At 43.0% G+C, this 25,597-nt stretch carries 21 protein-coding genes and 1 pseudogene; 13 read left to right on the top strand and 9 right to left on the bottom strand.

Annotated features, from left to right (window positions below; genetic code table 11):
- Window positions 1–108 precede the first annotated feature (108 nt).
- The 6 genes and pseudogenes from FIS9605_RS0134430 to FIS9605_RS0134400 all read left to right on the top strand — a co-directional run bounded on the left by FIS9605_RS0134430 (window position 109) and on the right by FIS9605_RS0134400 (window position 6,078).
- Window positions 109–555 carry a response regulator gene (locus FIS9605_RS0134430; protein ID WP_026736528.1) on the top strand — a complete coding sequence of 149 codons (447 nt, stop codon included), beginning with the start codon at window positions 109–111 and terminating at the stop codon, window positions 553–555.
- Window positions 556–570: 15 nt separating this feature from the next.
- Window positions 571–2,463: a hybrid sensor histidine kinase/response regulator gene (locus FIS9605_RS0134425; protein ID WP_026736527.1), complete on the top strand. Its 1,893-nt coding sequence runs from the start codon at window positions 571–573 to the stop codon at window positions 2,461–2,463.
- A 101-nt stretch (window positions 2,464–2,564) separates the two neighbouring features.
- Complete coding sequence (locus FIS9605_RS0134420; RefSeq protein ID WP_026736526.1) at window positions 2,565–2,951, top strand: nuclear transport factor 2 family protein; 387 nt, start codon at window positions 2,565–2,567, stop codon at window positions 2,949–2,951.
- A gap of 532 nt (window positions 2,952–3,483) precedes the next feature.
- Window positions 3,484–4,374, top strand: a complete 891-nt coding sequence (locus FIS9605_RS0134415; protein WP_026736525.1) for a phosphatase PAP2 family protein — start codon at window positions 3,484–3,486, stop codon at window positions 4,372–4,374.
- Window positions 4,375–4,679: 305 nt separating this feature from the next.
- A pseudogene (locus FIS9605_RS46890) lies at window positions 4,680–5,740 on the top strand (ISAs1 family transposase); the annotation flags it as partial.
- A 68-nt stretch (window positions 5,741–5,808) separates the two neighbouring features.
- Entirely contained in the window at window positions 5,809–6,078 is a 270-nt protein-coding gene (locus FIS9605_RS0134400; RefSeq protein ID WP_231510596.1) for a hypothetical protein, read from the top strand.
- Window positions 6,079–6,120: 42 nt separating this feature from the next.
- Here FIS9605_RS0134400 and FIS9605_RS0134395 read toward each other — a convergent pair whose 3' ends face one another.
- The 4 genes from FIS9605_RS0134395 to FIS9605_RS0134380 form a co-directional block, all read right to left on the bottom strand.
- The gene (locus FIS9605_RS0134395) at window positions 6,121–6,588 is read right to left on the bottom strand and encodes a hypothetical protein (RefSeq protein WP_026736521.1); all 468 of its coding nucleotides are present in this window, start codon (window positions 6,586–6,588) and stop codon (window positions 6,121–6,123) included.
- 192 nt (window positions 6,589–6,780) lie between these two features.
- Window positions 6,781–10,764 (bottom strand): tetratricopeptide repeat protein, encoded by a 3,984-nt coding sequence (locus FIS9605_RS39525; protein ID WP_063748502.1) that lies wholly within the window; start codon window positions 10,762–10,764, stop codon window positions 6,781–6,783.
- 304 nt (window positions 10,765–11,068) lie between these two features.
- Window positions 11,069–11,467, bottom strand: a complete 399-nt coding sequence (locus FIS9605_RS0134385; RefSeq protein WP_026736520.1) for a RidA family protein — start codon at window positions 11,465–11,467, stop codon at window positions 11,069–11,071.
- A 280-nt stretch (window positions 11,468–11,747) separates the two neighbouring features.
- Entirely contained in the window at window positions 11,748–12,179 is a 432-nt protein-coding gene (locus FIS9605_RS0134380; protein ID WP_026736519.1) for an NUDIX domain-containing protein, read from the bottom strand.
- Window positions 12,180–12,363: 184 nt separating this feature from the next.
- On the opposite strand from FIS9605_RS0134380, the gene malQ reads away from it, so the two are divergent.
- Together malQ and FIS9605_RS0134370 are read left to right on the top strand one after the other, a co-directional pair.
- Entirely contained in the window at window positions 12,364–13,869 is a 1,506-nt protein-coding gene (gene malQ, locus FIS9605_RS0134375) for a 4-alpha-glucanotransferase (RefSeq protein ID WP_026736518.1), read from the top strand.
- Window positions 13,870–14,044: 175 nt separating this feature from the next.
- Window positions 14,045–15,214: a homocysteine biosynthesis protein gene (locus tag FIS9605_RS0134370; RefSeq protein WP_026736517.1), complete on the top strand. Its 1,170-nt coding sequence runs from the start codon at window positions 14,045–14,047 to the stop codon at window positions 15,212–15,214.
- A gap of 80 nt (window positions 15,215–15,294) precedes the next feature.
- Here the strand turns inward: FIS9605_RS0134370 and FIS9605_RS0134365 are convergent, their stop codons facing one another.
- Entirely contained in the window at window positions 15,295–16,326 is a 1,032-nt protein-coding gene (locus FIS9605_RS0134365) for a hypothetical protein (protein ID WP_026736516.1), read from the bottom strand.
- A gap of 376 nt (window positions 16,327–16,702) precedes the next feature.
- On the opposite strand from FIS9605_RS0134365, the gene FIS9605_RS0134360 reads away from it, so the two are divergent.
- Window positions 16,703–17,563 carry a tetratricopeptide repeat protein gene (locus tag FIS9605_RS0134360; protein WP_026736515.1) on the top strand — a complete coding sequence of 287 codons (861 nt, stop codon included), beginning with the start codon at window positions 16,703–16,705 and terminating at the stop codon, window positions 17,561–17,563.
- Between the two features lie 101 nt (window positions 17,564–17,664).
- Here the strand turns inward: FIS9605_RS0134360 and FIS9605_RS0134355 are convergent, their stop codons facing one another.
- Window positions 17,665–18,288, bottom strand: a complete 624-nt coding sequence (locus FIS9605_RS0134355; RefSeq protein ID WP_026736514.1) for a TMEM165/GDT1 family protein — start codon at window positions 18,286–18,288, stop codon at window positions 17,665–17,667.
- A 430-nt stretch (window positions 18,289–18,718) separates the two neighbouring features.
- Here FIS9605_RS0134355 and FIS9605_RS0134345 point away from each other — a divergent pair, with 430 nt between their 5' ends.
- Entirely contained in the window at window positions 18,719–19,192 is a 474-nt protein-coding gene (locus FIS9605_RS0134345; RefSeq protein WP_026736512.1) for a CRR6 family NdhI maturation factor, read from the top strand.
- A 96-nt stretch (window positions 19,193–19,288) separates the two neighbouring features.
- Here the strand turns inward: FIS9605_RS0134345 and FIS9605_RS0134340 are convergent, their stop codons facing one another.
- Both FIS9605_RS0134340 and FIS9605_RS0134335 read right to left on the bottom strand, forming a co-directional pair.
- Window positions 19,289–20,050: a hypothetical protein gene (locus FIS9605_RS0134340; RefSeq protein ID WP_026736511.1), complete on the bottom strand. Its 762-nt coding sequence runs from the start codon at window positions 20,048–20,050 to the stop codon at window positions 19,289–19,291.
- Window positions 20,051–21,117: 1,067 nt separating this feature from the next.
- Window positions 21,118–22,080: a glycosyltransferase family 9 protein gene (locus FIS9605_RS0134335; protein WP_026736510.1), complete on the bottom strand. Its 963-nt coding sequence runs from the start codon at window positions 22,078–22,080 to the stop codon at window positions 21,118–21,120.
- A 164-nt stretch (window positions 22,081–22,244) separates the two neighbouring features.
- On the opposite strand from FIS9605_RS0134335, the gene ispD reads away from it, so the two are divergent.
- The 3 genes from ispD to FIS9605_RS0134320 all read left to right on the top strand — a co-directional run bounded on the left by ispD (window position 22,245) and on the right by FIS9605_RS0134320 (window position 24,260).
- A complete protein-coding gene (gene ispD / locus FIS9605_RS0134330) occupies window positions 22,245–22,934 on the top strand; it encodes a 2-C-methyl-D-erythritol 4-phosphate cytidylyltransferase (RefSeq protein WP_026736509.1) in 690 nt (229 codons plus the stop codon).
- 247 nt (window positions 22,935–23,181) lie between these two features.
- Window positions 23,182–23,712, top strand: coding sequence for an SMC-Scp complex subunit ScpB (gene scpB / locus FIS9605_RS0134325; protein WP_026736508.1), 531 nt, complete (start codon window positions 23,182–23,184; stop codon window positions 23,710–23,712).
- Window positions 23,713–23,912: 200 nt separating this feature from the next.
- Complete coding sequence (locus FIS9605_RS0134320; RefSeq protein WP_026736507.1) at window positions 23,913–24,260, top strand: DUF760 domain-containing protein; 348 nt, start codon at window positions 23,913–23,915, stop codon at window positions 24,258–24,260.
- Between the two features lie 58 nt (window positions 24,261–24,318).
- Here FIS9605_RS0134320 and FIS9605_RS0134315 read toward each other — a convergent pair whose 3' ends face one another.
- Complete coding sequence (locus FIS9605_RS0134315; RefSeq protein WP_026736506.1) at window positions 24,319–25,536, bottom strand: HhoA/HhoB/HtrA family serine endopeptidase; 1,218 nt, start codon at window positions 25,534–25,536, stop codon at window positions 24,319–24,321.
- Window positions 25,537–25,597 lie beyond the last annotated feature (61 nt).

The following is a 25,597-nucleotide window of genomic DNA, read 5'->3' as shown; positions in this document are numbered from 1 at the left end:
TATTATACCCCCATATATATTTTGTGATTTTACAACCCTACCCATAAAATTTGTTGCAATTTAATAATGAATTAATCCTATAAGCATCGCATAAGGAGAAAATGCAGAGTGAAGGGTCGGCAAACTACCATCACAATTTTGATGGCCGATGATGATGAGGACGACTGTATGTTGGCTCGTGAGGCATTAGCAGAAAGTCGCCTCGCAAACGACCTACATATAGTTAGGAATGGAGAGGAGTTGATGGATTATTTATATCAGCGTGGTCGATATGCCGATCCTAAAAGTTCGCCTCGTCCGGGTTTGATTTTGTTAGATTTAAATATGCCCAAAAAAGATGGTCGTGAGGCGCTCAAAGAAATTAAAAATGACCCGGAACTAAGGCAAATTCCAGTCGTGGTACTAACTACCTCCAAAGCAGAGGAAGATATTTATCGGACCTATGATTTGGGAGCAAATTCGTTTATCATCAAACCGATGACATTTGCCGCCTTAGTTGAAGTGATGAGGACTATAGGGAAGTACTGGTTTGAAATTGTAGAACTGCCGCTATAAGCCTGGGAGGCAGCAATGAAAGACAACCCGATCAAAGTTCTTCTCATTGACGACGATGAAGATGATTATATATTAACTCGCGATTGGTTCAGGGAATTTCAAGTAGTTAATTGCGAGTTGACATGGGTAGATACTTATCAAGCTGCCAGAAATGCGATCGCTTCTGGACAATATGATATCTATCTTGTTGATTATCGTTTAGGTGATGGCAATGGATTGGAACTTTTGCGCGAAGCTATTGCCAATGGCTGTGTAGTTCCGATAATATTGCTCACCGGTCAAGGAGATCGAGAAATAGACATAGAGGCGATGAAAGCCGGGGCGGCAGATTATCTTGAAAAAAGCCAATTGACTGCACCTTTGTTAGAGCGTTCTATTCGCTATGCTTTAGAACGCAAACAAACTGAGCAGAAAATTCGCGAACAAGCTGCCCTGTTAGATGTCGGTACAGATGCAATTTTTGTACAAGATTTAGATAATCAAATTCTATTTTGGAATAAAGCAGCTGAGCGTCTTTACGGTTACAGAAAAGAAGAAGCTATAGGTAAAAAAGTATCAGAACTTTGGCAAGAAAAAAACTTATCTCAATTACAAGAAGCTCTCACCATTTTGATGAAAAATGGTGCATGGGAAGGAGAGTTACACCAAAGAACAAAATCTGGTCAAGAAATCATCGTCGAAAGCCGCTGGACACTAGTACGAGAGTTTGATAAAAGAAGACAAACTATTTTAATCGTCAATACTGATATTACCCAAAAGAAACAACTAGAAGCACAATTTTTACGTGCCCAGCGTTTGGAGAGTATTGGTACATTAGCTAGCGGTATTGCCCATGACCTCAACAATGTTCTAGCACCGATTTTGATGACAGCACAACTGTTAGAATCACAGTTGCACGATGAGCGCAGTAAGCGACTTTTGCCGATATTAATCAGCAATGCCAAACGGGGAGCAAATCTAGTCAAGCAGGTTCTATCTTTTACTCGTGGGATCGAAGGCGATCGCACCTTAGTGCAATTAAAGCACTTAGTTCGAGAAATTCAGCAAGTAATGAAAGAAACATTTCCCAAATCTATAGATGTTTCAACTCACATACCGCAAAACCTTTGGACTGTATATGGTGATGCCACCCAACTGCATCAAGTATTAATGAATTTATGTGTGAATGCCCGTGACGCTATGCCTAATGGCGGTAATTTAACCATTTATGCGGAAGACTTTTTAGTAGATAAAAATTACGCCAAAATGCATATTGATGCACGAGAGGGTGCTTATGTAGTCATCACCGTTGCTGATACAGGAATTGGCATCGATCGGGAAATATTAGATCGTATTTTTGAGCCATTCTTTACTACCAAAGAATTCGGCAAAGGTACTGGACTTGGTCTTTCTACAGTACTGGGAATTGTCAAAAGCCACGGTGGATTTGTCAGTGTCTACAGTGAAGTTGGTAGAGGTAGTGAATTTAAAGTGTTTTTACCAGCACAACAAACACCAGAAATTTCAGAAGAACGAGAAATGGAATTACCTTCGGGGAACGGCGAATTAATTTTGGTTGTGGACGATGAAGATTCCATTCGCGACATTACCAAAACATCCCTAGAAACCTATAATTACAAAGCAATCACAGCCAGCGATGGCATTGAAGCGATCGCCCTTTACGCAGAACATCGCGATGAAATCTCTGTAGTCTTAACAGATATGCTCATGCCATCTATGGATGGACTAACAACCATCCGTACCTTGAAAAAAATTAATCCTAACGTCAAAATTATCGCCGTCAGCGGACTGGCTTCTACTGATAAGGTTAACGCCGCTAGCGACATCGGTGTCAAAGCCTTTTTACCCAAACCCTATACAGCCAAGCAATTATTGCAAACTATTGGCGCAGTTAAGAATGGAAAGTAGAATTTGTTGTTAGTTGTTTGTTGTTTGTTCTACCCTGCGGGAAGCCGCTACGCGTCTATGGAACAATCAACAACCAACAACCAACAACCAACAACCAACAAATGACTAATAATTCTGAAATTTTAGCCGTTAACGACGCTTTTTACCGAGCATTTGAAAAAAAAGACATTGAGGCGATGAGCACAGTTTGGTCTCAAGGAACTGGTAGTCTTTGCGTTCACCCTGGTTGGAATCTACTCCAGGGTTGGAAAGCAATTCGCACCTCCTGGGAAAAGATATTTCAAAACACTCCTTATATTGAAATAAATAGAGACATAATTGCTACAGAAGTTCGCGAGAATATCGCCTATGTCGTGCTAATAGAAAATGTCATGCAAGTTATTAATGGTAGGAAAATAGAAGCGCGATCGCTAGCTACAAATGTGTTTGAACTTCTCGGTGGCAAGTGGTATTTAGTACATCATCACGCCAGTCCGATTGTGCGGTAAAAAATAATACCGATTTAATAAATGTTTACAACCCATCCTGATGTAGAGACGCGCCATGGCGCGTCTCTACAATGTCTATTTGTCGCATTATTTTTTCAAAATGGTATAAGTTATACCCTTTCAAAGGAAAATGACTACAAATGTTATTGATTTGTAGTAAGCACAAAGCGTGCTTACTACGAACTATGTGTAAGTAGATGGACGTAATTAAACATAAAGTGCTTATTTTTTGACAAGGGCGGGCAGGATGCCCACCTCACAAGAGATTTGTTGTTCTTGTGGGGTGGGCGTCTCGCCCGCCCTATTTTTACTTTATTTATGTTTATCTACTTAGTTCCACTTTCGAGAATTGGTATTACGCCTGATGTGAATTAAAGCTATGACAAAAATCAGGTTTTATAAATCGACCACAGATAAACACAGAGTAAAGGAGATTGGGGATTAGGGATTGGGGATTGGGTTGGTGGTCGAAAAATTATGGAAGAGGCTTGCATCCTTGATAAACTACTAGAAAAATTTTTAGTAGTCGCCAATGCTAATTGAGTTTCTCTGGAGTCCAGAACCAATTATTTTTGTTCAGCAATTATTTGGTGAGAGTTGGAATTTATTTTTTCAAACTTTATCAGAATTGGGAACAGCTACGGCTGTAACAGTGGCTTTCGCTTTAGCATTTTGGATTTCCGGAAGACGATTTGCTTGGTGCTTAGTGGGTGCAGTTCTCTTAGTAACACTAATTAATGTATTGATCTGGTCAATCTTTTATGTACCGCGTCCGCACGACCCGCAAATAATAGTTCATGAAAAGCTAGCACTGTCATCTTTTCCCAGCGGACACACTGGAACTGCAACTCTTCTTTGGGGAACACTAAGCGCATTTAATCGTATTCCAGCAGCTGTGACAGCCTGTATAGTTTTGGGAGTGATGGTATCTCGCTTGTATCTAGGCGTACATTATTTAGGCGACGTACTCAGTGGTTTAGCACTTGGACTAATTTTGGTGGTAGTGTATCAGCGGTTGTGGCCTGTGCTGGTGCGTTGCTTCTCTGGCAGGACATTTAGATTTTTCCTAGTTCTCAGTCTCTCAGCACCTATTGGCGTGTTTCCCTTCACCAGCTTTTTTCCAGAAGGTTGGGAAGTGTTTGGTGCTGCTGTGGGTGCAGGAATAGGAATACCTTTAGAATATTGGTATGTCCGATATTCTCCTGCTAAAGTCCCCAAACGCAAACAAGTGCTGAAGGTGATAATAGGTTTGGGAGTACTGGTGATGCTTGTCTTGAGTTTTCGCTTCATTATCAGCAATGAGTTAGCACGCAATACAATAACTTTTTGTTTGGCAGCACTGTGGATTACCTTCTTAGCACCAGCGCTATTCACACGCATGGGACTATCCAAAACTTTGAGCAGCCAAAGTCCCCCTTTTTAAGGCAATACGGTTCAGTTAAGGCTGCGATCCCCCCTAGGGCGTGTTTTCAAACTCCTAAATGTCATTCTGAGCAAAATGAAATGAAGCGAAGAATCTCGTAAAAATCAGGGTTATAGAGATGCTTCACTACGCTGTCGCTTCGTACCCTACGGGAAGGCTACGCCTACAGCATGACAAAACTGATACTTTGAAAACACACCCTAGTCCCCCTAAAGGGCAGGGCTGTTTCATTCCCTAAAACAGGTAAAATAGCAAGTGTTGAGGGGAGAAAAATCATGGGTGCAAATCTGATAGAAGAGTTGCGGCAAGTAGAAGACTTCAGAACGACTGATGGTCGAAGGCACCCACTATGGCTAGTCTTACTGTTTGTAATAATGGGCACGATGAGTGGGTATGTTGGGTATCGTGGATGGGGAGATTTTGCTCATAGGCATCGACGTGCATTGATTGTGGCGTTTGGAATCGAAAAACATGGTGTTCCTTCATACTCAACTATCAGACGTGTAGTCATGGGAGTAGACTTTGAGAAACTGGTGGACAGATTTAATCAGTGGGCACAAGACTACGTTGATTTAGCAGAATCAGAATGGTTTGGAATAGATGGTAAAAGCATTAAAGGCACAGTGATTGATTATGAAAAAAGATGTCAAAACTTTGTCAGCATAGTATCAATATTTGCCAGCAAAAGAGGGCTAGTTTTAGGAATGGAAAAACTAGAAAACAAGCAATCAAGTGAAATCCAAACTGTACAAAATTTAATTGCCGCTTTGGAGATCAAAGGTGCTGTCTTCAGTCTGGATTCTCTACATTGCCAAAAAAAACTTGCCAGTTAATCCTCGACAGTGGCAACGATTATCTCATTGCTGTTAAAGACAATCAGCCAAAGTTACATCGTCATATTCAGCGCATTGCAACCACAACTAAGCCAGCGAGTCGTTATACAGCCACCGAAAAAATTAGAGATCGATTCACCACACGTACAGTAGAAGTTTTCCATGATCTCAAGGGAATTGATCCAGCATGGCTGGGAATTCAGTCATTAATTCGAGTCGAAAGGACTGGGACACGCTCTGGTAAACCATATCATAAGATTGTTTGTTACATTAGTAGCCTCATTCATTCGGCACAAGATATGAGTTGTGGTATTCGCGGTCATTGGAGTATCGAAAATCGCCTTCATTGGATTAAAGACGTAGTTCTCAAAGAGGATGACTCAAAAATACGTCTGGGTCATGCTCCGGCAAATCTCTCAGTTATTCGAGCGATCGCTCTCAACATACTCCGTCGAAATGGTCATGCTTCCATCACAACATCTCAAAGATTTCTCTGTCATGATATTGACAAACTTCTTGCCCTTGTGGAATGAAACAGCCCTGCTTTTTAAGGGGGATTTAGGGGGATCTTCAATAATCAAGTTCTGCTAAGTGAACCGTATTGCCCTATATCATGACGCGATCGCTCTCAAAACTCCACATTTCTCACTTGAAACAAGAAACTTCTCACTTGAAACAAGAAACTTCTCACTTGAAACAAGAAACTTCTCACTTGAAACGAGAAACTTCTCACTTGAAACAAGAAACTTCTCACTTGAAACAAGAAACGCCACGCTTGAAACAAGAAACGCCACGCTTGAAACTGCAAAATTTAAGCTTTGAACTCGAAATGTCAAGCTGTATACTTGAACATTCCGGCTCAAAGCTTTAATCTTTTACTTTGAACCCCGAAAGTCGAGATAATTTTTACACTTTAGGAGATTTGCGCCCGTGCTTTGCGGGCTTTCCGAGCAAAGCGCCGTCCCAAATCATCCAAAGCTGCATCCAAACCCGCACCTTTGCCGCTGGCTTTGGCGTAGTTATACACCATTAGCCCTGCTGCATATGCTTCACTACCAACCGCTACAAAGGTATCGTCTACCAATTCTTGCAGTTGCGACAGTGATAGCAAAATCGGATACAGCGCTTCAAAAAGTTCCACATCTCGGCGCATTTCATCCAAATCAAAAGACCGAGGTAAAAAGTCCGGATTCTGGCCTGCTACCTCCAAAGCTTTGCTGACAAATGCTCGACTCTTGTCGCCTAACTTTGGTAAAGCTTTACGCTCCTCTGTTGTTAAATCAACCAAGAAAGGTAACTTTTCTTTAATAGTCGCGATCGCCTGCATTACAGCTTCCCGATCTGTTTTGGAAAGATTGGCACTGATGCGATTAGCTGTCATATATATGACTCCTTTGGGATACATGATTTCAGTGTTCCCAAATAGAGAAAAGCGATCGCGATGCGGATGCGGCAGAGGCGGAAAAATCTGTGGTTGGGGATTGGGGATTGGTGGTTAGTGGTTAGTGGTTATTCTCCCCCTCTCCCACTCCCCCACTCTTCCCATCTCCCCATCTTCCCAGTCCCCAGTACCTTAGACTGTAGAGACTTGATTAATCATTTCTCGCTCGTGACTAATCTCCTCTTTACGACTGATGGGTGTACCTGTGAGACATCTGTTTAAACCAGACAGTAATAACTCGTGCATAGATTTAGCCTGTTTGTGGTCAGGGAAGATTGTCAAGAAATCATCCAAATTATGGATAGCTTCACGGATATGCTCTAGGGAAGCACCATTGCCTAAGGCATATCGATATAAACTTTCCACTGTCGGATAATGCTGAACTGCCAAATAGTAAAGAGCCACTCTAAACGTATTGCGCCAATCCTGGGTATCTTGTTCGTAACGCTTTTTCGCAATTTTAATAGCAACAGTAAGGTCAGTTCGGGCTTTATTTTGTTCCTTGAGGACTTGGTAGGCTAAAGCACGTAGATATAAATACCAATCATCATCGGTATTTAATTCAATGGCGAGGTTGATATCTGCCACAGCCTCGTGATAGCGCTTGAGCATAAGATGGGTGTAACCGCGCCCAGCTAGTTTCCATTCGTAATGCTGTTTAGAATTAAGTTCAATGGCACGGTTCAAATCTTTCAAGGCTTCTGTGTAACGCTTCATCCGGCAGTAAGTGTCACCCCGACCAGCCCATGCCCAATCGTCATTGGGATTAATTTCAATGGCGCGGTCAAATTCTAATAAGGCTTCGGTGTAACAATTCATCATCCGGTATGTATGACCTCGACCAGCAAAAGCCTTGTGATTATTAGAGTTAATCTCAATGGCGCGGTCAAATTCTTTGAGGGCTTGCTGGTAACAATTCATCATCCAGTAAGTGTAAGCGCGACTGACAATTGCCTTATCGTTAATGGGGTCAAGTTCAAGGGCGCGGTCAAAGTCCTTGAGGGCTTGGTCATAGTCCTTCATCAACTGGCAAGTCTCTGCCCGACTAACAATTGCTTTTTCGTTCACGGGGTCAAGTTCAAGGGCGCGGTCAAAGTCTTTGATGGCTTGGTCATAATGCTCCATCAACTGATAAGTCTGTGCCCGGTTGGTAATCACCTGGAGATTTTCAGGTTCAAATTCAATTGCCCGGTCAAAGTCTTTGATGGCTTGGTCATAATGCCCCATCAACTGATAAGTTTGTGCCCGGTTGGTAATAACTCGGGTACAATTGGAGTCAATTTCAAGGGCACGATCAAAGTCTTTGATGGCTTCCTCATAAAGCTTCATCGACTGGTAAATCTCACCCCGCTTGACAAGTGCCCTAGCGTAATTGGGGTCAAGTTCTAAGGCGCGGTCAAAGTCTTTGAGAGCTTGTTTATTGCGTCCCATTAACTGGTAAGTTTCACCTCGACTGGCAATTGTCCAAACATCATTAGCATCAAGAGCAATGGCACAGTCAAAGTCTTCCACAGCTTCGGCGTAACATTCCATCTGGCGGTAAGTCTCGCCTCGCTGAACGAATGCCCATTTATATGTAGGATCTAGTCTCAGAACTCGGTCAAAATCTTGGACTGCTTCCATGTAATGTTCGATCAATTGGTAGATTACACCCCGCAGTGCAATCGCCTGGATGTGATCTGGTTCAAGTTCTAGAATGTGGTTAAAGTCTGGTAGGGCTTCGGTGTAATGTCCCAACAAGTAATGCGCTGCACCTCGTAGCGCTCTCACCTGGATATTATCCGGCTCATATTTGAGAACGCGGTTAAAGTCCGCGATCGCTTCACCATAACGCTCCAGCAAATGATATGCTGCTCCTCGCAGTGCCAGTGCCCCGATCTGCTCCGGTTCAACTTCCAGAATGCAAATCATATCTTGCACAACTTCGTCATAGCGCTGCATTAATAGATAGTTATACCCGCGTTGAGTTTTTGCCCAGGTGTAATTGGGATCAAGTTCAATGGCGCGGTTGAAGTCTGCTAGGGCTTGGTCATAACGCTCCATCAATTGATAGACATAGCCCCGTTGTGCAACTGGTCTGGGGCGATCGGGTTCGAGTTTAATGAGGCGATCAAAGCATTTAACCGCGTCTGAGTAACGCTTCTTGTGAGCAAAAACATGACCTCGAAGTTCGATCGCACAGTTGAGCGCAGGGTTGAGTTTAATGGCTTGATTCAGGCTCTTAAGGGCTTCATCATAGCGTTTCATTTTGTAATAAGTTGCCCCTTTGAAACTGTAAGCCAAGGCTCGCCACTTGACATCAACCTTGCCCTGCTCTATCAGTGCTGCAAACATTTGAGCAGTGTCTTCATACTCTTGCTCTTTCCAGGCTTTCAACCCTTTGAGTAGCTTTTCACCCCAACGCTGAACTTCTGCCGCATCAGAATCTTTTCCAGCCTGCACAATTGTTTCTGCCCAGCTTTGAGCAAATTTATAATGCTTTTGCAGAGTCTCTAAAAATTCATTGAAAGCCAGAGGTAAATACTTGAGTGGTGCTTGACACAAGCGGTGATACAACACATTCAGCTTGTAGTTTTGCCAAGTTTGATCGCACCATTTTTTCTGTTCATCTAGTTGTAAATCTTGAGCTAGGGATTCGTAGTAATCTGCTAACTTGCCCTGCAACTGCGTCCAACTTTGTGCCGATGAAAGCCGCTTGTGACGTAACATCAGCGTTTTGGCTACATCATGATACGCCCAACCGTTGGGATGAGCTTTCATAAACGGCATCTGTTGCAGCCAGTCTAGCAGCATATCCGCCTCTTCTTCTGGGCGCAACTGAGCCAAAACGTCTCGCTGCAAAAACCGAGGAATCGCAGCAGTCAGCGCTACTTGCCGCCATTTAGGATCTTTCATCCACTTTAAGAAGCGTTCTACTACCATGCCGTTAGCATCGCCAACTTTGCTGTCATCATTGGGGGTTTCAGCAGCCAGCGTTGCAACTAGCAGGGGCAAGCCTTCAGAAAGGCGCAAAATTACATCAATAATCTCGTCGTTGCTAATGCCTTTACGAGTTAGAAATTGTTTGGTTTCCTCTTCTGTAAAAGTTTCCAGTACCAGACGCACCATTGATTCTTCATAAACTTTCCAATGGTTTTTATCTAACTCCTGCCGACCTGCAACAATCAGTAAGATATTCGATGGTACGTCACCATAGCGACCATCGAGAATGTCTCTGAGCCAGCGGTCTAAAAATTCTTCTGTGCGATCGTAGCTATCAAAAAACAGAGCAATATCAGAATTTACTGCCACCTCCCACAAATCCTCTAAAAACAGAGGCGTCAAGACTGCGATAGGTTCCTGTATTAAACGTAGTTCGTCTTTGTTGATTAATTTTCTGGCTACGTAAGAAGTCCACTCTTGTTGAGTGACGCCCGCATCCTGATCTGCAAATTCTAAGACAATATCAGTACCTGGAATTTGCTGTGTCAAATGCACGTCGCCCTTAAACAGCGATCGCCCCATAAAAGCCGAAAATCCTTGAGGTACTTCCGGATCTATTTCTAGTTCTTGTAGCTTTTGTTGGTAAAGTTTGTAACTTTCAGAAAATTTTGCTAATATGTAACCGTACTGCTCTAGTTGTTGTGCTAAATGATTCATTACCTCCGGTACGCCTTTTTCCAACTCGTCCGTATAAGCGGTAATGAATTTTGCATTTTCAGCAATTTGGCGGAACTGGCGCAGCAAAGAACTTTTACCAACACCACCTCGGCCAGAGACATTAAAAATAAAACGACGGTGATGATCCTCAAGTGGTAATTCTAAATTATGGCGAAATATCGTGATTTCTTCTTCTCTGCCCACAAAATTTGATTGTTGGCGTTGCTTGAGAATCTCTTGCAGGGTCTGATGCTTCTTATGTGAGTTATTTGGTGGAAGAGAGTCTTGCTTTTGGGCCACATCCAAAGCTTTACTGACAATCGCCCAACTTCGATCATCTAAGTTAGGTAAGTTTTGAAACTCTTCAGTTGTTAAATTAGCTAACAGTGGTAATTTCTCACGGATAGTAGCGATCACTTGCAGGATCGCTTCCCTGTCTGCGGGTGAAAGAGTGGCAGTCACATGATTATCTGTCATTTTTATTACTCCTCTTACACACACCCTAAATGCAGCGTTTTCAAACCGAGACTAAAGACGATTTAAACCAACCTTACGGAAGCATTTAGTATTAGCAATTACCCTGGTAGAGATACTATTATTAGCATCTGTTAAAAATAATCGCTTCCTGCGGCTACACCCATCTAAAATATACTTCTTGCAGAAGTAGGGAAAAGGGTAAGGGGGAAGGGTTAAAGGAATCATTTTTTACTTTCCCCTTTCCCCTTTTACCTTTCCCCACCTCTTGTAAAAGTAACTTTTTGCAAGAGGTTTAATCTGGGTGCTATTTATTATCAATCACGGCGATACACTCAATTTCTACCAAGACATCCTTAGGCAAACGAGATACCTGCACGCACGCCCGCGCTGGGGCTTTCGCCTCGTCAAAATATTTCGCATAGACTGCATTCATGGCATTAAATTCATTCATATTAACTAAGAATACAGTTGTTTTTACCACATCTGCAAAGCTTGCTCCAGCCGCTGTTAGTATTGATTCCAAATTAGCCATTACTTGCTCTGTTTGCTTTGTCACATCCCCCTCACCAGAAATTACACCAGTGTTAGGGTCAAGCGCAATTTGCCCAGCTACAAAAATCATCTGCCCAGTCGCAATAATTGCTTGATTATATGGCCCTACTGGTGCTGGAGCTTTATCAGTATGAATAACTTTTCTACTCATTTTTATTGGTGTCCTTTGTATCTTTAGTCATTAATCTACGTAGGGAATTTAAAAATCATAAGTTGAATATTTCTTAATTTGAACATTCTTGAATTTGCCTGTTTACCGCATAGAAGTTGTGGCAAAAAAGTCTAAATTGTTGCTACTAGTACAGAAAGCATAAGGCAACTATGCTGTTATTAAGCTGCTATGCTAGAAGGCAGAAGGTAAAAAATTCATGATATAGCCTTTTTGACTATTTTTAACAGTCCGATCATTTTATTTGTCAGGCTCTAAACACTTAATTCAACCTTGGACGTATTCCATAATGCCGATAACGCCAATAATCTCGCAGGATATGGTCATGGTCAAAACATAAATTATTTGGTATGCGCCAAGACTCAAAAATTCCTATACCCTTAGCATCGTCCCCTGCTTTTGGTTCACCCGTAGCTGTTGCCAAAAATACAATGCTGATTGTGTGCTTGCGGCGATCGCGATTGGGATCGGAATATACGTGAAATTGTTCTATCAATTCCACCTGTAAACCAGTTTCTTCTAAAGCTTCGCGTTGCGCTGCTAATTCTGTTGTTTCCCCGTAATCTAAAAAACCTCCGGGTATAGCCCAACCTAAAGGCGGATTATACCTCTCAATTAACACTATTGGCCGATGAGGTCGGTCAACCATTTCGATGATGATATCAACAGTCGGAACAGGATTTCGATAAGTCATAGTCAATAGTCAATGGTCAATAGTCAATAGTCAAAATTAATTACTCTGGACTTTGGACTGTTGACTTTGGACTCCACCTAGTGGTGGACAAAGGACGCTCAACACGAGTTTACTTTATACAGTTGCAATTGCTGTTCCGTGCTAAATTCGATGGAATATGTTGCTCTTATAGTTCAGGATATTTATGCCTTTTCCCAGAACCAGCGGCATTTTGCTACATCCAACCAGTTTTCCCGGTCGCTATGGTATCGGAGATTTGGGGTTGGAGGCTTATCAATTTGTTGATTTCCTCGCTCGTAGTGGCCAGCAGTTGTGGCAGATATTGCCTTTGGGACCAACAGGCTTTGGTAACTCGCCCTACATGTGTTTTTCCGCTATGGCAGGCAATCCCCTGCTGATTAGCCCTGATGTGCTCAAAGATAATGGCTTGTTGAGCGAAGATGATCTGCGTGATGTACCAGACTTCCCGTTAGATCGGGTGGACTTTGAGAGGGTGATTGCCTGGAAGATGCCCCTGTTGCGGAAAACCTGCGAAAACTTTAAACATAAGGCTAGTACAATTCAGCAGAAAGAATTTGATGGCTTCTGTCGAGGTAAGGCCAGCTGGCTGGAAGACTATGCGTTGTTTATGGCACTGCTGGATACTCAAGAAGGAACAACCTGGACTGACTGGCCTGAGGAGTTGCGTCAACGCAAGCCGGAGGTGTTAGAGCAATGGCGTAGTCGCTTATCACAGGAGATATTTTTTCACAAGTTCCTACAGTTTGAATTTTTTCGTCAGTGGTCAGAACTCAAACAATATGCCAACGACCAAAAAATTCAAATTATAGGCGATATTCCCATCTACGTTGCCCACAATAGTGCTGATGTTTGGGCACATCCAGAAAATTTTAAGCTAGATCGAGAAACAGGAGAACCAACGGAAGTAGCCGGGGTTCCACCGGATTATTTTTCGGCAACTGGTCAGCTTTGGGGAAATCCAATTTACGACTGGAAATATCTAGAATCTACTCGTTTTGATTGGTGGGTTAGGCGCATCCGTGAAATCCTTGCTCATGCAGATTTGATCCGTATCGATCACTTCCGAGGTTTAGAGTCTTATTGGTCAGTCCCGGCAGGGGAAGAGACAGCGGTGAATGGAAAATGGGTTAAGGCTCCAGGCTATGCTTTATTTGAAACAATTCGTGAAGAGTTAGGCAGCCTACCGATCATCGCTGAAGACCTAGGCTACATCGATCAGCCAGTATTGGATCTCAGGGATCATTTCGGGTTTCCCGGGATGAAGATTCTACACTTTGCCTTTGGCAGTGATGCCAACAATTTCTATTTGCCGTTTAATGTAGTTCCCAACAGCGTTATCTATACGGGAACCCACGATAATAACACCACGATTGGCTGGTATCATGAGGATGCCTCTGATTATGAACGCGATCGCTTGCAAAAATACCTTGGCTGTAATGGTCCCCACGGAATTGCCTGGGATACGATCCGACTGGCGATGAGTTCTGTTGCCCATCAGGCAATTATTCCCCTCCAAGATGTCTTCAATTTGGGGTCTGATGCTCGTATGAATACCCCTAGTAAGGCTGATGGCAATTGGGGTTGGCGCTATCGAAGTGAAGCCTTAACTGAAGAATACAGCAACCGTCTCAGAGAGATGGCATTTATTTATGGGCGTTATAAGGGGTAAGAAAATAGAATAAGAAGACCAATCAGATATAAAGCAATCTCAGTAAAGGGGACTGGGGATTGGGGATTGGGGATTAGTGAGAATTATGAATGATGAATGCGATTGGGCTGAAAATTTCATAATTCATAATTCATAATTCATAATTTTTATGCCCCAGTCCCCAGTTCCCCTAAATATGCGAACAATTGCGGAAATCAACGAAAAAATCAGCCGCAAACGTGCGGTGGTGTTAACTGTTGAAGAATTAAAAACCAGAGTTGCAGAAGTCGGTGTTGCAAAAGTTGCCAAGGAAGTAGATGTTATCACTGCTGGCACTTTTGAACCGATGGAATCTAGCGGTGCAATTCTTAACCTCGGACACACCGATCCTCCCATTAAAATTCGTCGTTGCTGGTTGGATGGTGTGCCTGCATATTCCGGCTTTGGGGCAGTGGATTTATACCTGGGCGCAAGTTGTGCCGTAGAAGCAAATGACGGAGAAGAAGTCCGGGAACGTGGCGGCGGTCATGTGATTGAAGATTTAATTGCAGGTAAACCAATACACGTACGCGCCCAAGGGCAAGTAACTGATTGTTACCCCAGGGCTACCTTTGAAACGACGATTACCCGCGATACTATTAATCAGTTTTATTTATTTAATCCCAGGAATCTTTATCAAAATTTTATTGTGGGGGTGAATGGAGGCGATCGCCCACTTTTTACCTATCTCGGGCCCTTACACCCACGTTTGAGCAATGCGGTTTACTCTAACCCTGGCGCTATTTCCCCTCTCCTTAACGACCCTGACTTGGAACTTGTGGGTATTGGTACGCGGATTTTCTTAGGTGGCGGGATTGGCTATGTGGCATGGGAAGGAACCCAGCATTTCCCCTTACAAAAGCGTTTGCCCAATCGTACGCCCATTGGCCCGGCTGCAACTTTAGCTTTAATCGGTGATGCCAAGCAAATGGATACTCGTTGGGTGCGGGGTTGTTACTTCAAAAATTACGGCCCTTCCCTGATGTTGGGTGTAGGCGTACCACTTCCCGTGTTAAGTGAGGAAGTAGTAGCCAGATGTGCAGTTAGCGACAAAGAATTGGTGGCACCAATCGTAGACTTTTCTATTCCTCGACGGGTGCGTCCTACCTTTGGCTTGGTGAGTTATGCCCAACTCAAATCCGGACGCATAGCCATCGAAGGCAAGACAGTGCGTACTGCACCCGTTGTGAGTCTATTTCTCTCCCGCCAAGTTGCCCAAGAGTTAAAACAGTGGATTGAAGCAGGTACATTTAGCCTCACCGAACCAGTTGCCCCCATCACGATGGAGAGGTCTTTTTTACCCCAAGACCGCTGGACGGAGTTCTAAAAATTATGAATTATGAATTATGAATTATGAATTAGGGAATTTTCATCACAATTCATAATTCAGCATTCATAATTCAGCATTTATTGCTGCGGTGGTTTCGGCCGCTTCACAGGCTTAGGAGGAGGAGTGTGGGAACCTTTAGGCGTAGGTCGTGGTGTAGGCGACGAAGAATCACCAATTTTTTTGGTTGGGCGTGGTGGACCCTCTCCACTGCGTCTGGGTGGGTATGGTTTCCTGCCACCAGGACGGTATCCCCCTCGTCTTGGTGGTGGTCTTCTGCCGCCACGTTTTTTGGGCAATTCTGCGATCGCTTCGGCATGTTCTATAACCAACAATTCACCCTCGCGCTTGACTTGCAAGTCCCAAAACTTTCCTACTGCTCTGGTATCAAGCCTACCCTTGAGTTTCAATTTGAAATACTTGGGTTTGTCATTTTGTTTGCGGGCAGATTGCTTAATCTTAATTACTAAGCTCTCGGTGTCATATGACTGGTACACTATTTCGCCACGAACAGAAAAACCACCATCTGGAATTTCTGATGACGGCACGACGCTAGTAGGTGTAGTCTCTTCGGATTTCTCCGATCGGCTAATATCGGGAGTCTGCTCCTCGGTCGAGGCTAAATCTTGCTGCTGTTCAGTCATGGGATTTTTAGCCAATTTTTCTGGCTCCCAAACCCCTACAATTTGGAGGTGTAGATTGTCGTTTTCTTGCCGCGTGCGCGGATAAACAACCCATAAATGCTCTTGTTCCAAGTCGAGGTGGTTTTTGACTAAACTCATGATTCGACCCAGAAGCACAGCATCAAGTTTTGTGCCATCTGCGGTTAGCATTACACCTTGAGTAAATTGCTCGCTGCTGGCAATATAGCGACCTCGAACCAAGCCAATCGCTCGGTACTGCATTGGTTCGCTGGGAGGCGGAATCGGTTGTTGTCGATTCACTAAGCTGTCATCATTAACAGTCTCACTTGGTGTCAAAGTCGAGTTCTCGCTTTGAGACGGTTCGACTGTTGCTGGAGCAACTTGAGAAATTGCTTCTTGACTAGTTTGAGCTTCATCAGAAGTTGTTGAGTTTGACGATTCAGGGGACGGCATCAGGTCGGAATTCATAAAAACTCCTTGCGGCGGAGACACATCCCATTGTGGGATTTTACGAAGGCAGCTATCAAGAGCATTTGGGCGGCTGATGAAAGTATATTTACTTTACAAAACAGCCACTCTAGTTTGCCCTGTTATGATACTGAATGACGCGATTTCTCGCATACACACTAAATGTGTAATTTAGCGCCTTTGCTCTAGTTTCGGAAGCATAGCATAGCTACAATTTAGGCGGTTCCTCCTAAAGTCATCTCTTGCTTTGGCGGCATTGATATGGCTATTTGTTATAAAGTTCACAATTTAGGCGCGGTATTCCGCAAAATTTTTCAAATTTTTAAATTTCTCGATTTCTGTAAACAATAATGTCATTAGAGTTAAGGACGGTTTTGTGTCTGTGCCGCGTAATCGTTGGTTAGTCAAAGTAGTGTTAGTGCTGGCATTAGTGGCTTTTGTTGGGGTGTCTATGGTTCCCATCATAGCCGCATTTAATGATACGCAACAGTCCAGCCCAAACTCCGCTAGCAGCAGAGGAAATTCGTCTTCCTCAGATCAAAAATCAAAACTGGAAGATGCAGCTAGGGGTTACGAACAAGTTTTGCAGCGAGAGCCAGAAAATCAAACTGCGCTGCGAGGATTGTTAGAGGCTCGTTTGCAATTGTTGAGGTTAGGCGTAGGTAACATTCAAGGGGTAATAGAACCTCTAGAAAAGTTAGCCCAGCTGAATCCAGAACAAACTAAATATGCCGTGCTGCTAGCACAAGCAAAACAGCAAATAGGCGACAAGGAAGGCGCTGCTCAAGCTTATCGCTCTGTACTAGAAACTAAACCAGGGAACCTTGACGTTTTGCAGGGAATGGTTGCTCTCTTGCTAGATCAAAATCGTCCTGAAGCAGCAATTGGCTTGTTACAAGATACCCTTGCTAAGGCTGGTCAGGCAAATAAAATCGAACCTGGTAGCGTGGATACCACCGCCGTGCAGGTAATGTTGGGCAATGTTTACACCTCCCAAAAACGTTACCCGCAAGCTTTAACTGCATACGAACAGGCAGCAAAAAGCGCTCCCAATGATTTTCGCCCTATTTTGGCACAGGCGATGGTTTTAAAAGAGCAAGGAAAAGCTGATGAGGCCAAACCTTTATTTGACAAAGCAGCGGCCTTAGCACCAACTCAGTATAAAGACGAAATTAATAAAAGGGCAGCTGAGTCTGCCACTCCCACTGCTCCTTCTACGCCAGTACCCACTCCGTAAATTAATGATGGGGGGATGGGGAGATGGGGGGATAGGGAGAAATCAAAACTGTACTCTCCCCAACTCCCCAACTCCCCACCTCCCAACCTCCCCATCTCTACTTACGCTCCCTCTACGGCGGCAATAATACCAAATAAGATAAACAGGAATCCGCCAATCAATGTGAGTGTTCGCTCAGAAATTTTTCCTCCTAACATTCTGCCGCCGATAACTGCGATCGCCGCACAAATGCTGTGTCCCAAAATTGCACCTGTGGTTACTCCCACTGGGTTATTCCCAGCTGCTAAGGCAATGGTGGCAAATTGCGTGCGATCGCCCCACTCCGCCATAAATGTCAATACAAAGGTTTCTAGTATAATCGCCCAAAAGGTTTTTTGCTTTGCCAGTTGTTTTTCTGCTTTGTCCACAGCATCTTTTGCCTCTTCTACAACTTCTGTATCGCAAGCAGAAGTAGGCAGCATTTTCATACCTTCATACAACAGCTTTAAACCAAAGGCAATAAACAAAACAACTTCGGCATAATAAATATAAAGTTTGGGCAGTAGAGACACTGCCTGTCCTACTACTACAGAAAGTATTGTCATTGCCGCTAAAGCAGCTATCACACCCGCAAATACTAGTCGCCGCGAGTGTTTCATCGACAAAATCACGGCGATAAAAAAAGTTTTATCACCTAATTCAGAAAATGTAATTAGTAATAAACCTGCGGTAAAAGCTGTTAGCACTCTCTCAAGCTCCTGACGAATAGTTTACCTGTCCGTGAAGCTCAATGAGAGTAACGATACCTCACCGAGCTCCACACTTTCTTGTCTGTGTGAACTCAGTGAAGGTCTCGCTTCCAATTAGCTTATTGCTTAATTGTCACCTGAACCAGGCTCATCGCCAGTATGTTGATTCAGGCGTACTGGCTGGGATTGTTTGCCAGCAGCTACTCCCCTTCTATTTCTTCTAGGCAATTATACATCTATCTGAAGTTGTAGTAAAGGTAGTTGTTGGTTGTTGGTTGTTAGATGAAAATCCTTCTGCTTTCTTGCTAGCGTTAGGTTCCCAAAGCTGGTAGTCTGAATTGTCGAGGCTACTCTATGAGTAGACCTGTGGCAAAAGTAATTTTTCATCCATTTCCCCTTTTCCCTTTCCCCGACTTCTATTCGAGTCATGACAATTACGATCGCTCTCAATTCAGACTCTATCAACGCCCTGGATCTTTCTCCAGCAGCAACAGTAATTGAGCAATTGCTGCAAGAAGGGGCGATCGCATCCCATGAACAGCAGTTGCGCTTTGAGATCGACTATCCCCTAGAACCTGGCGATCCGCGAGAACTCCCTGAAATTCCAGAAGTACGGTTGTGGTTTGTTCGCCTTGATGCTCGCTATCCTTGGTTGCCATTTTTACTAGATTGGAAAGCTGGTGAATTTGCCCGTTACACTGCCATGCTTGTACCACATCAGTTTAGTTCCAAAGAAGGTATTCAGTACAATCCCGAGGCTTTGGAAATCTTTTTGATGCATAAAATTTTTCTTCTGAGTGACTGGCTCAAACAACAGAGTATACCCAGTCGATCCCGTCTACAATCGATGGCTCAAATGCTAGGTTATGAATTAGAAGATGCTTTTTTTGAAATGTTTTAATTATTTGTCATTTGAATAGTTATTTGTTGTTTGTTGTTTGTTGTTTGGAACATCCAACTACCAACTACCAACCAACAACTAATCATTGACTAATTACTAAATTCGACATATTAAATCTAAAGCAGCATTAAAAGCATACTCAATCGCTTTAGACTTACTAGGTAAGACTGCTTGCCAAAGGCGATAATCGTTATATTCAATAATTAAGTTTGCAATTTCATGAATCCTAACATTCTTCAGTGCTTCGTATTGGAGTAATTCAAAGTCTTTTAATGTGCCGCTATTGTCTAATACTTTTCTTCCAGCTTGAATAAATTTGTCTATAACAGCTTTCATATATTGTTTACCTGCATCTTCTGCAAACAGTGATGAGGATTTAAAAGCCTTAAGTTCTTCTAAAAGTAAATTTACTATTTCTCTTCCTTCTGGAGTCTCCCAATCACATGGAAGATAAACATCTAAATATTCACTTTCATAATATTCATATTTGAGATAATCGTGAATACCGGTAGCAACTACAACTAATTTATTACCTGAGAAAATTTCCTGCAAACAATTTGTGCTTGTATCAATACATGGATCTCGAAATACCTTTTCTTCGCTTTCTGGACATTCGTATACAAGATAAGTCCAAATTGCTGAATTAGCTACATCATTACCGATCGCCTGGTAAAAAGTTATTGTTCCATCTTCTGGACACTCAAAATATACATTTTCTGCATGCAGAAAAGTGAATTCATGCATATTATTGCAAGAGTTCACAATGTTTCTAAAAATGCCCGTGATATGATGCGGTTGACTTTCTACTTGAATGTAACGTTTGCCACTGCTAAAGAAGCCATGTAATCGGATCGCCATTTGTTTTCCCTTTGATGATTTCATCACATTCTTGGTGGATGCTCTTGCTTAAAGACAAGTTAAAAGTAAAGGAACACATGAAGATGGCGCGATAGATCCACCCATAAACTAATCACACCAGGTAATTTTGGCAACTACCACTTCTCAGACAGTCAAGAATATTCTGTCTTGCTCGAATAAAACAAATAGAGACTATTATTTGTTCTACCGTAAATTTTTATTTATGGTGAATCCATTTCGTTAAAATATCTCACACTTTCTAATTTAATTGAACAATTTTTCGGCTATGTAGACAGCAAGTAACTAGCTAATAGCTGTTAGCTAAAAGCTTTTTCTCTGTGGCTAGTAATTTCACTCAATGCTGCTATTAAGTACTGGGAACGTATGGGGTTGTAACTGTTAGGAGTAGAAAATTTATCCCAGTCGCTATTGTTACTGAATTCCCAAAATCGGAAGTTTTTCAGTAACCCGTATGTTTATTTGTACAGCCTGCTGTAGATGCACATCAGCTGATGATTCTAAATATTAGATTTCCCCATAATTCTTTCAACATATCAGGTTGTGTAAAAAAAATCGGTTGTCCAGCCAACTCTTATACCGTAATATTTCAATAATTAAAAGTAAAAAAAATACATGTTTTTTACATTACCTGCATGGTTAAAGTATTAGTACTTAGTACGGCTTTGCGTAAAATAGTAGTGTTTTTTAACGCAGAGAGAAGTTTGTAGACGCGCGCAGCGCGGCTTCTCGCAGAGTTCAATGCTTCAGTGGGAGCGCAGAATCAGCGCGAAGGTACGCAGAGTTTTTCTGAGTTTTATTAGTTACGTATTAAATATGACAATATTAAATAACTATCTGGTAATAACTCTGAGTAGGTTCAGATAGTTTGTAAGCCAGATAGCAAACAATTACTTGATTATTTAGCTGATGCACAGCTTTGCTGACACCAAGTATAAAGTTAAGTATTTTACTCAGTTAAGCTAGCTAACATCAACGTTTGACTGGCGATCGCCATTAAGGAAAAGCGCTAGTCTAAATACAGCACCACAGAAATAACCAGAGTGGTACTAGCCACCCCAGATTTTCTCCAAAACGGTGTTAGGTGAAATATCTGCTATTTTGCCTGTAGGAGATTTGATCGCAAGGTATTTGTCGCTCTTGGGCAATAATTTAGCTGGTTCTGCGGGCCCAAATAAGGCAATGGTATAAGTTTGTACGGCGACGGCAAGATGCATTGCTGCACTATCGGCAGTACAAAGTAGCAAATTTGCTCCAGCAATCATTGCCGCTAACTTTCCAATATCATCCGGAGAACTGACCTTGATATCAGGATTAGAAAGCGTGAGTCTACGTACAAACTTTTCTTCGTTTGGCTCTTGAATTACTACTATAGGCATATCTGGCTGTTTATGCTGGCAGTCTTGAATGATTTGCTGCCAATTCTCAACAGGGTAGATTTTATCCAGGCCTTTATTTTGGGATATCTCCCCTGCACCAGTGTGAATCAAAATGTAGCCAGTTTCTTTGACTCCCAACCGTAGTTGTTCTTTATCTGCCCAGTCAATATCAGGTTTTGGTACATTGACAGCTAACTCTGGACAAGGGGACTTTACGCCCAATCCTTGTAGTAGGTCATGGTACATACAAGCAGCATATTGTCCTTGCTTGAGGGGAACGCGGTTGGTGAGAAAAGCTGCTCCTTTACCTTTATATCCAATGCGTGTGGGGATTCCAGTCAACCATAGCAAAAGACCCATTAACCTGCTTTGCCCCGAAGCAATAGCGACATCATATTCGCGATCGCGAATAATGCCTACTAAATTTGCCCAATCAGCCAAACTGTTACGGTCTTTAAAATCAAACGCCAGTACCTCATTAACTGACTTGCTTACCCGGTAAGCAGCCTTTGATCGGGGTTCGGTAACAACATCTATCTGAGCGCTAGGATAATTGCGCTTCAGGTCATCTAGTGTCGGAAAGAATAGAATTTGGTCGCCTATTCCGCCAGGGACAAGGGCTACTACTCGCATAATATTAATTTACGCTTACTCGCTCCCTATTTTAGGGGAAGATATGGACTAAGAAAGTCAAAAGTCAAAAGTCAAAAGTCAAAAGAAAAATAATTTCTTTAGCTTTTTAACTTTTACCTTTATTACCTAGCCTATAGCTCCTAGTTTAAAGATAGAGGAACTTTGTGTATTTACTAATTCCAGCTGCCGGATCGGGACGAAGAATGGGGAGTAACCGCAATAAACTCCTTCTTGAGGTGCGATCGCGACCAATTATTGCTTGGACACTGTTAGCTGCACAAGCGTCACGCTACATTAGTTGGATTGGAATTATTTCCCAACCAATTGACTGGCAAGAATTCCAGGAGATTATCGCTGATTTGCAGCTAAGTAAACCCGTGGAATTAATTAAAGGTGGCTCTACCCGCCAAGAATCCGTTTACAACGGCTTACAGGCACTACCAGCCACTGCTGAGCAAGTCTTGATTCACGACGGAGCTAGATGCCTAGCTACACCCAATTTACTAGATAGATGTGCCGAAGCAATTCACAACAGCCCGGGTTTGATTGCTGCTGTGCCTGTCAAAGATACTATCAAAGTCGTAGATGAAAATGGCATAATTCAAAGTACACCCGACCGACGCCAACTCTGGGCGGCACAAACTCCCCAAGGTTTTGATGTTAAACTCCTAAAACAGTGTCACGCCGAAGGTATACGCCAGGCTTGGGAAGTGACTGACGATGCTGCTTTATTTGAAAAGTGCGGCTACCAAGTCCGAATTGTTGAAGGGGAGGAAACTAATTTGAAAGTGACCACTCCACAAGATTTAGCAATAGCAGAGTTTATCCTCAGAACTAGACTTGGTGAAGAGTAGAAGAAGAGTGGGAGATGGGGTGATGGGGGAATAACCACTAACTACTAACTACTAACCACTAACTACTAACCACTAACTGTTGACCATTGACTCTTGACTTTTATTTCCAATTCTGATATTGAGTCCTTACATTTGTAATTCGTCCTTTGTCATTTGTCCTACCCTACGGTCAGCCGCCCGGAGGGCGTCTATGTCATTTGTACGGGTGACGAATGACTAATGACCAATGACTAATGACTAATGACCGATGAATGCAGCTACTAAGATAGAAGCAATTCTTTACTTGAAGGGGAAACCCTTGTCAATCAGCGAAATTGCTGAGTATGCCGCGTGCGATCGCGCTACCGCTGAGGAAGGAATTATAGAGTTAATTGACGATTATGCCCGTCGGGATAGTGCCCTAGAGGTAGTAGAAACTCCAAATGGTTATTGTCTACAACTAAGGCCTGATTTTCAAGACTTAGTACAAACTCTCATACCAGTGGAATTAGGGGTAGGTGCGTTGCGGACTTTAGCAGCGATCGCCTTGAATGGCCCCATGCTGCAAAGCGACTTGATTAACCTACGTGGTTCAGGAGCATATCAACACGTTCAAGAACTAGTTGAACTGGGTTTTGTCAAGAAACGCCGAGATAATGATTCTCGCTCCTACTCGCTACAGGTAACACCCAAATTTCATCAGTATTTCCAAATCGAGCAACTTCCCTCGCCATTCTCTAGCAACCAACAGCAGCGACAACTAGAACTCAAACTAGAATCAGTATCAGAACCAGAATAGATTTGTTTTAAAAATAGGGCAGAAAGCAGGGAAGATGGGGAGATGGGAAGATGGGGAGAGTGGGGGAATAACCACTAACCCTTGACCAATGACCAATGACCTTTACTTTGGATGAATACTACTCCTAGCCAAGGAAATATGTTGCAACCTTATACTATGGTTTAGAGTAGAATTAGCAACTCCGCCAAAGTAAATTGCCAATGGTGTTTGATCCTGACTTTCTCAATGACAATTTTGAAGAACACCCTCATCAGCATCTGAGTGACAGCTTTGAGGAAAACCCCAATCAGTTACTCAAATATTTGCAGCATCAGTCTCCAGAAGTTTTGGCCAGCGTCGCTCAGTCCGTCAGCCCCGAAATTAAACAAATTATTTCGCAAAATGTCCAAGGGCTGGTTGGGATGCTGCCAGCTGAAAATTTCAATGTCCAAATTACAACAGATCGAGACAATCTCGCTGGTCTTTTAGCATCGGCAATGATGACTGGCTATTTCTTACGCCAGATGGAACAAAGGATGCAGTTAGATCATTTAGCTAACAATCATTAGTCATTTGTCATTTGTCATTTGTCATTTACTGCAAAGGACACAGGACTAAGGACACTGACTATTTTTTCGGATAAGCTCCTGACTGCACCTTAAACGTTTGAATTCTACCATCGCGGTTGACTTCAATCTGCAAAACATCACCTACGCTGCTGGACTCCACCATTTTCTGTACTTGGGCAGCAGTTTTGACTGGTTTGCCGTTAAACTTGTGAATCACATCTCCAGGGCGCAGTCCTGCCTGCTGTGCTGGCGATTTTTCTAGGACTCCCTTGATGGCAACGCCAGTATTTTGCTGAATGTTGAGGTTGTTTTCTTGGTTAATCTGCTTTTTTTTGGTAGGAGAAAGGTCTACCATTTCAACTCCTAAAAAGGGATGTTCTACACGCCCTTTAGTAAAAAGTTCCTTAGCAATGCGGGCAGCAGTTTCAATCGGAATCGCAAAACCAAGCCCTTGAGCATCAGCACGAATCGCAGTATTTACCCCAATTACCTGGCCTTGGTCATTTAACAAAGGCCCCCCGGAGTTACCAGGGTTAATAGCGGCGTCAGTTTGAATGAAGCTGACTCGCTTATCTGGTACGCCAACTTGAGCGCTAGTACGATCGGTAGCACTGATGATGCCGATAGTGACGGTATTGTCCAAGCCCAAAGGATTGCCAATCGCGATCGCCCACTGTCCTGGGATTAAATTTTGTGAATTACCCATTGTCACTGTGGGCAATTGCTTAGCCGGAATTTTCACTACTGCCACATCTGTCATGGGATCGACTCCCATCACCTTTCCCTCAAAAGTCCGGCCATCCTTGAGGGTAACTTGTACCGTATCTGTGTTTGCGACAACATGAGCGTTGGTGAGAATTTCTCCATTTGTGCTCAAAACAAATCCCGATCCCGTCCCGCGCTCAATCCTTTCTTGCGGAATAGGTTGCTCATCTTCTCCAAAAAATCGACGCAAGAGGGGATTTTTAAAAGCCTCTGAGATGGGATTTGCGACTTTGCGTGTGGCATTAATTCGCACTACTGCTGGCCCGGTTTTTTGGACAGCGGTGGCAATAAAATTGACACTATCACCTCTAGTTGCTTCGATACTTTTTCCAAAAGAATTATTAACTACGGTTTCTGGCGGCAAACCCATCGTCACATTTTTTAACTCCTGGAACGTGCGCTTCTGTGTCAGGAGAAAGGGACTGGCAAACAACACTGCACTACCGCCAAATATGCCGCCGCCCACAACTAATGAAAAATAAACGGCCAGTTGTTTTTTCGATAATTTCATAATCATCACGCTCAAGGCACAGCAATGCAGGTGTTAATTTCTAAGTGTAATCAAGTAGTAG

The organism is Fischerella sp. PCC 9605 (assembly GCF_000517105.1).
Classification (GTDB): Bacteria; Cyanobacteriota; Cyanobacteriia; order Cyanobacteriales; family Nostocaceae; genus PCC9605.
Note: the sequence above shows the minus strand (reverse complement) of the source record. Positions and strands in the feature narration are given on the sequence as shown.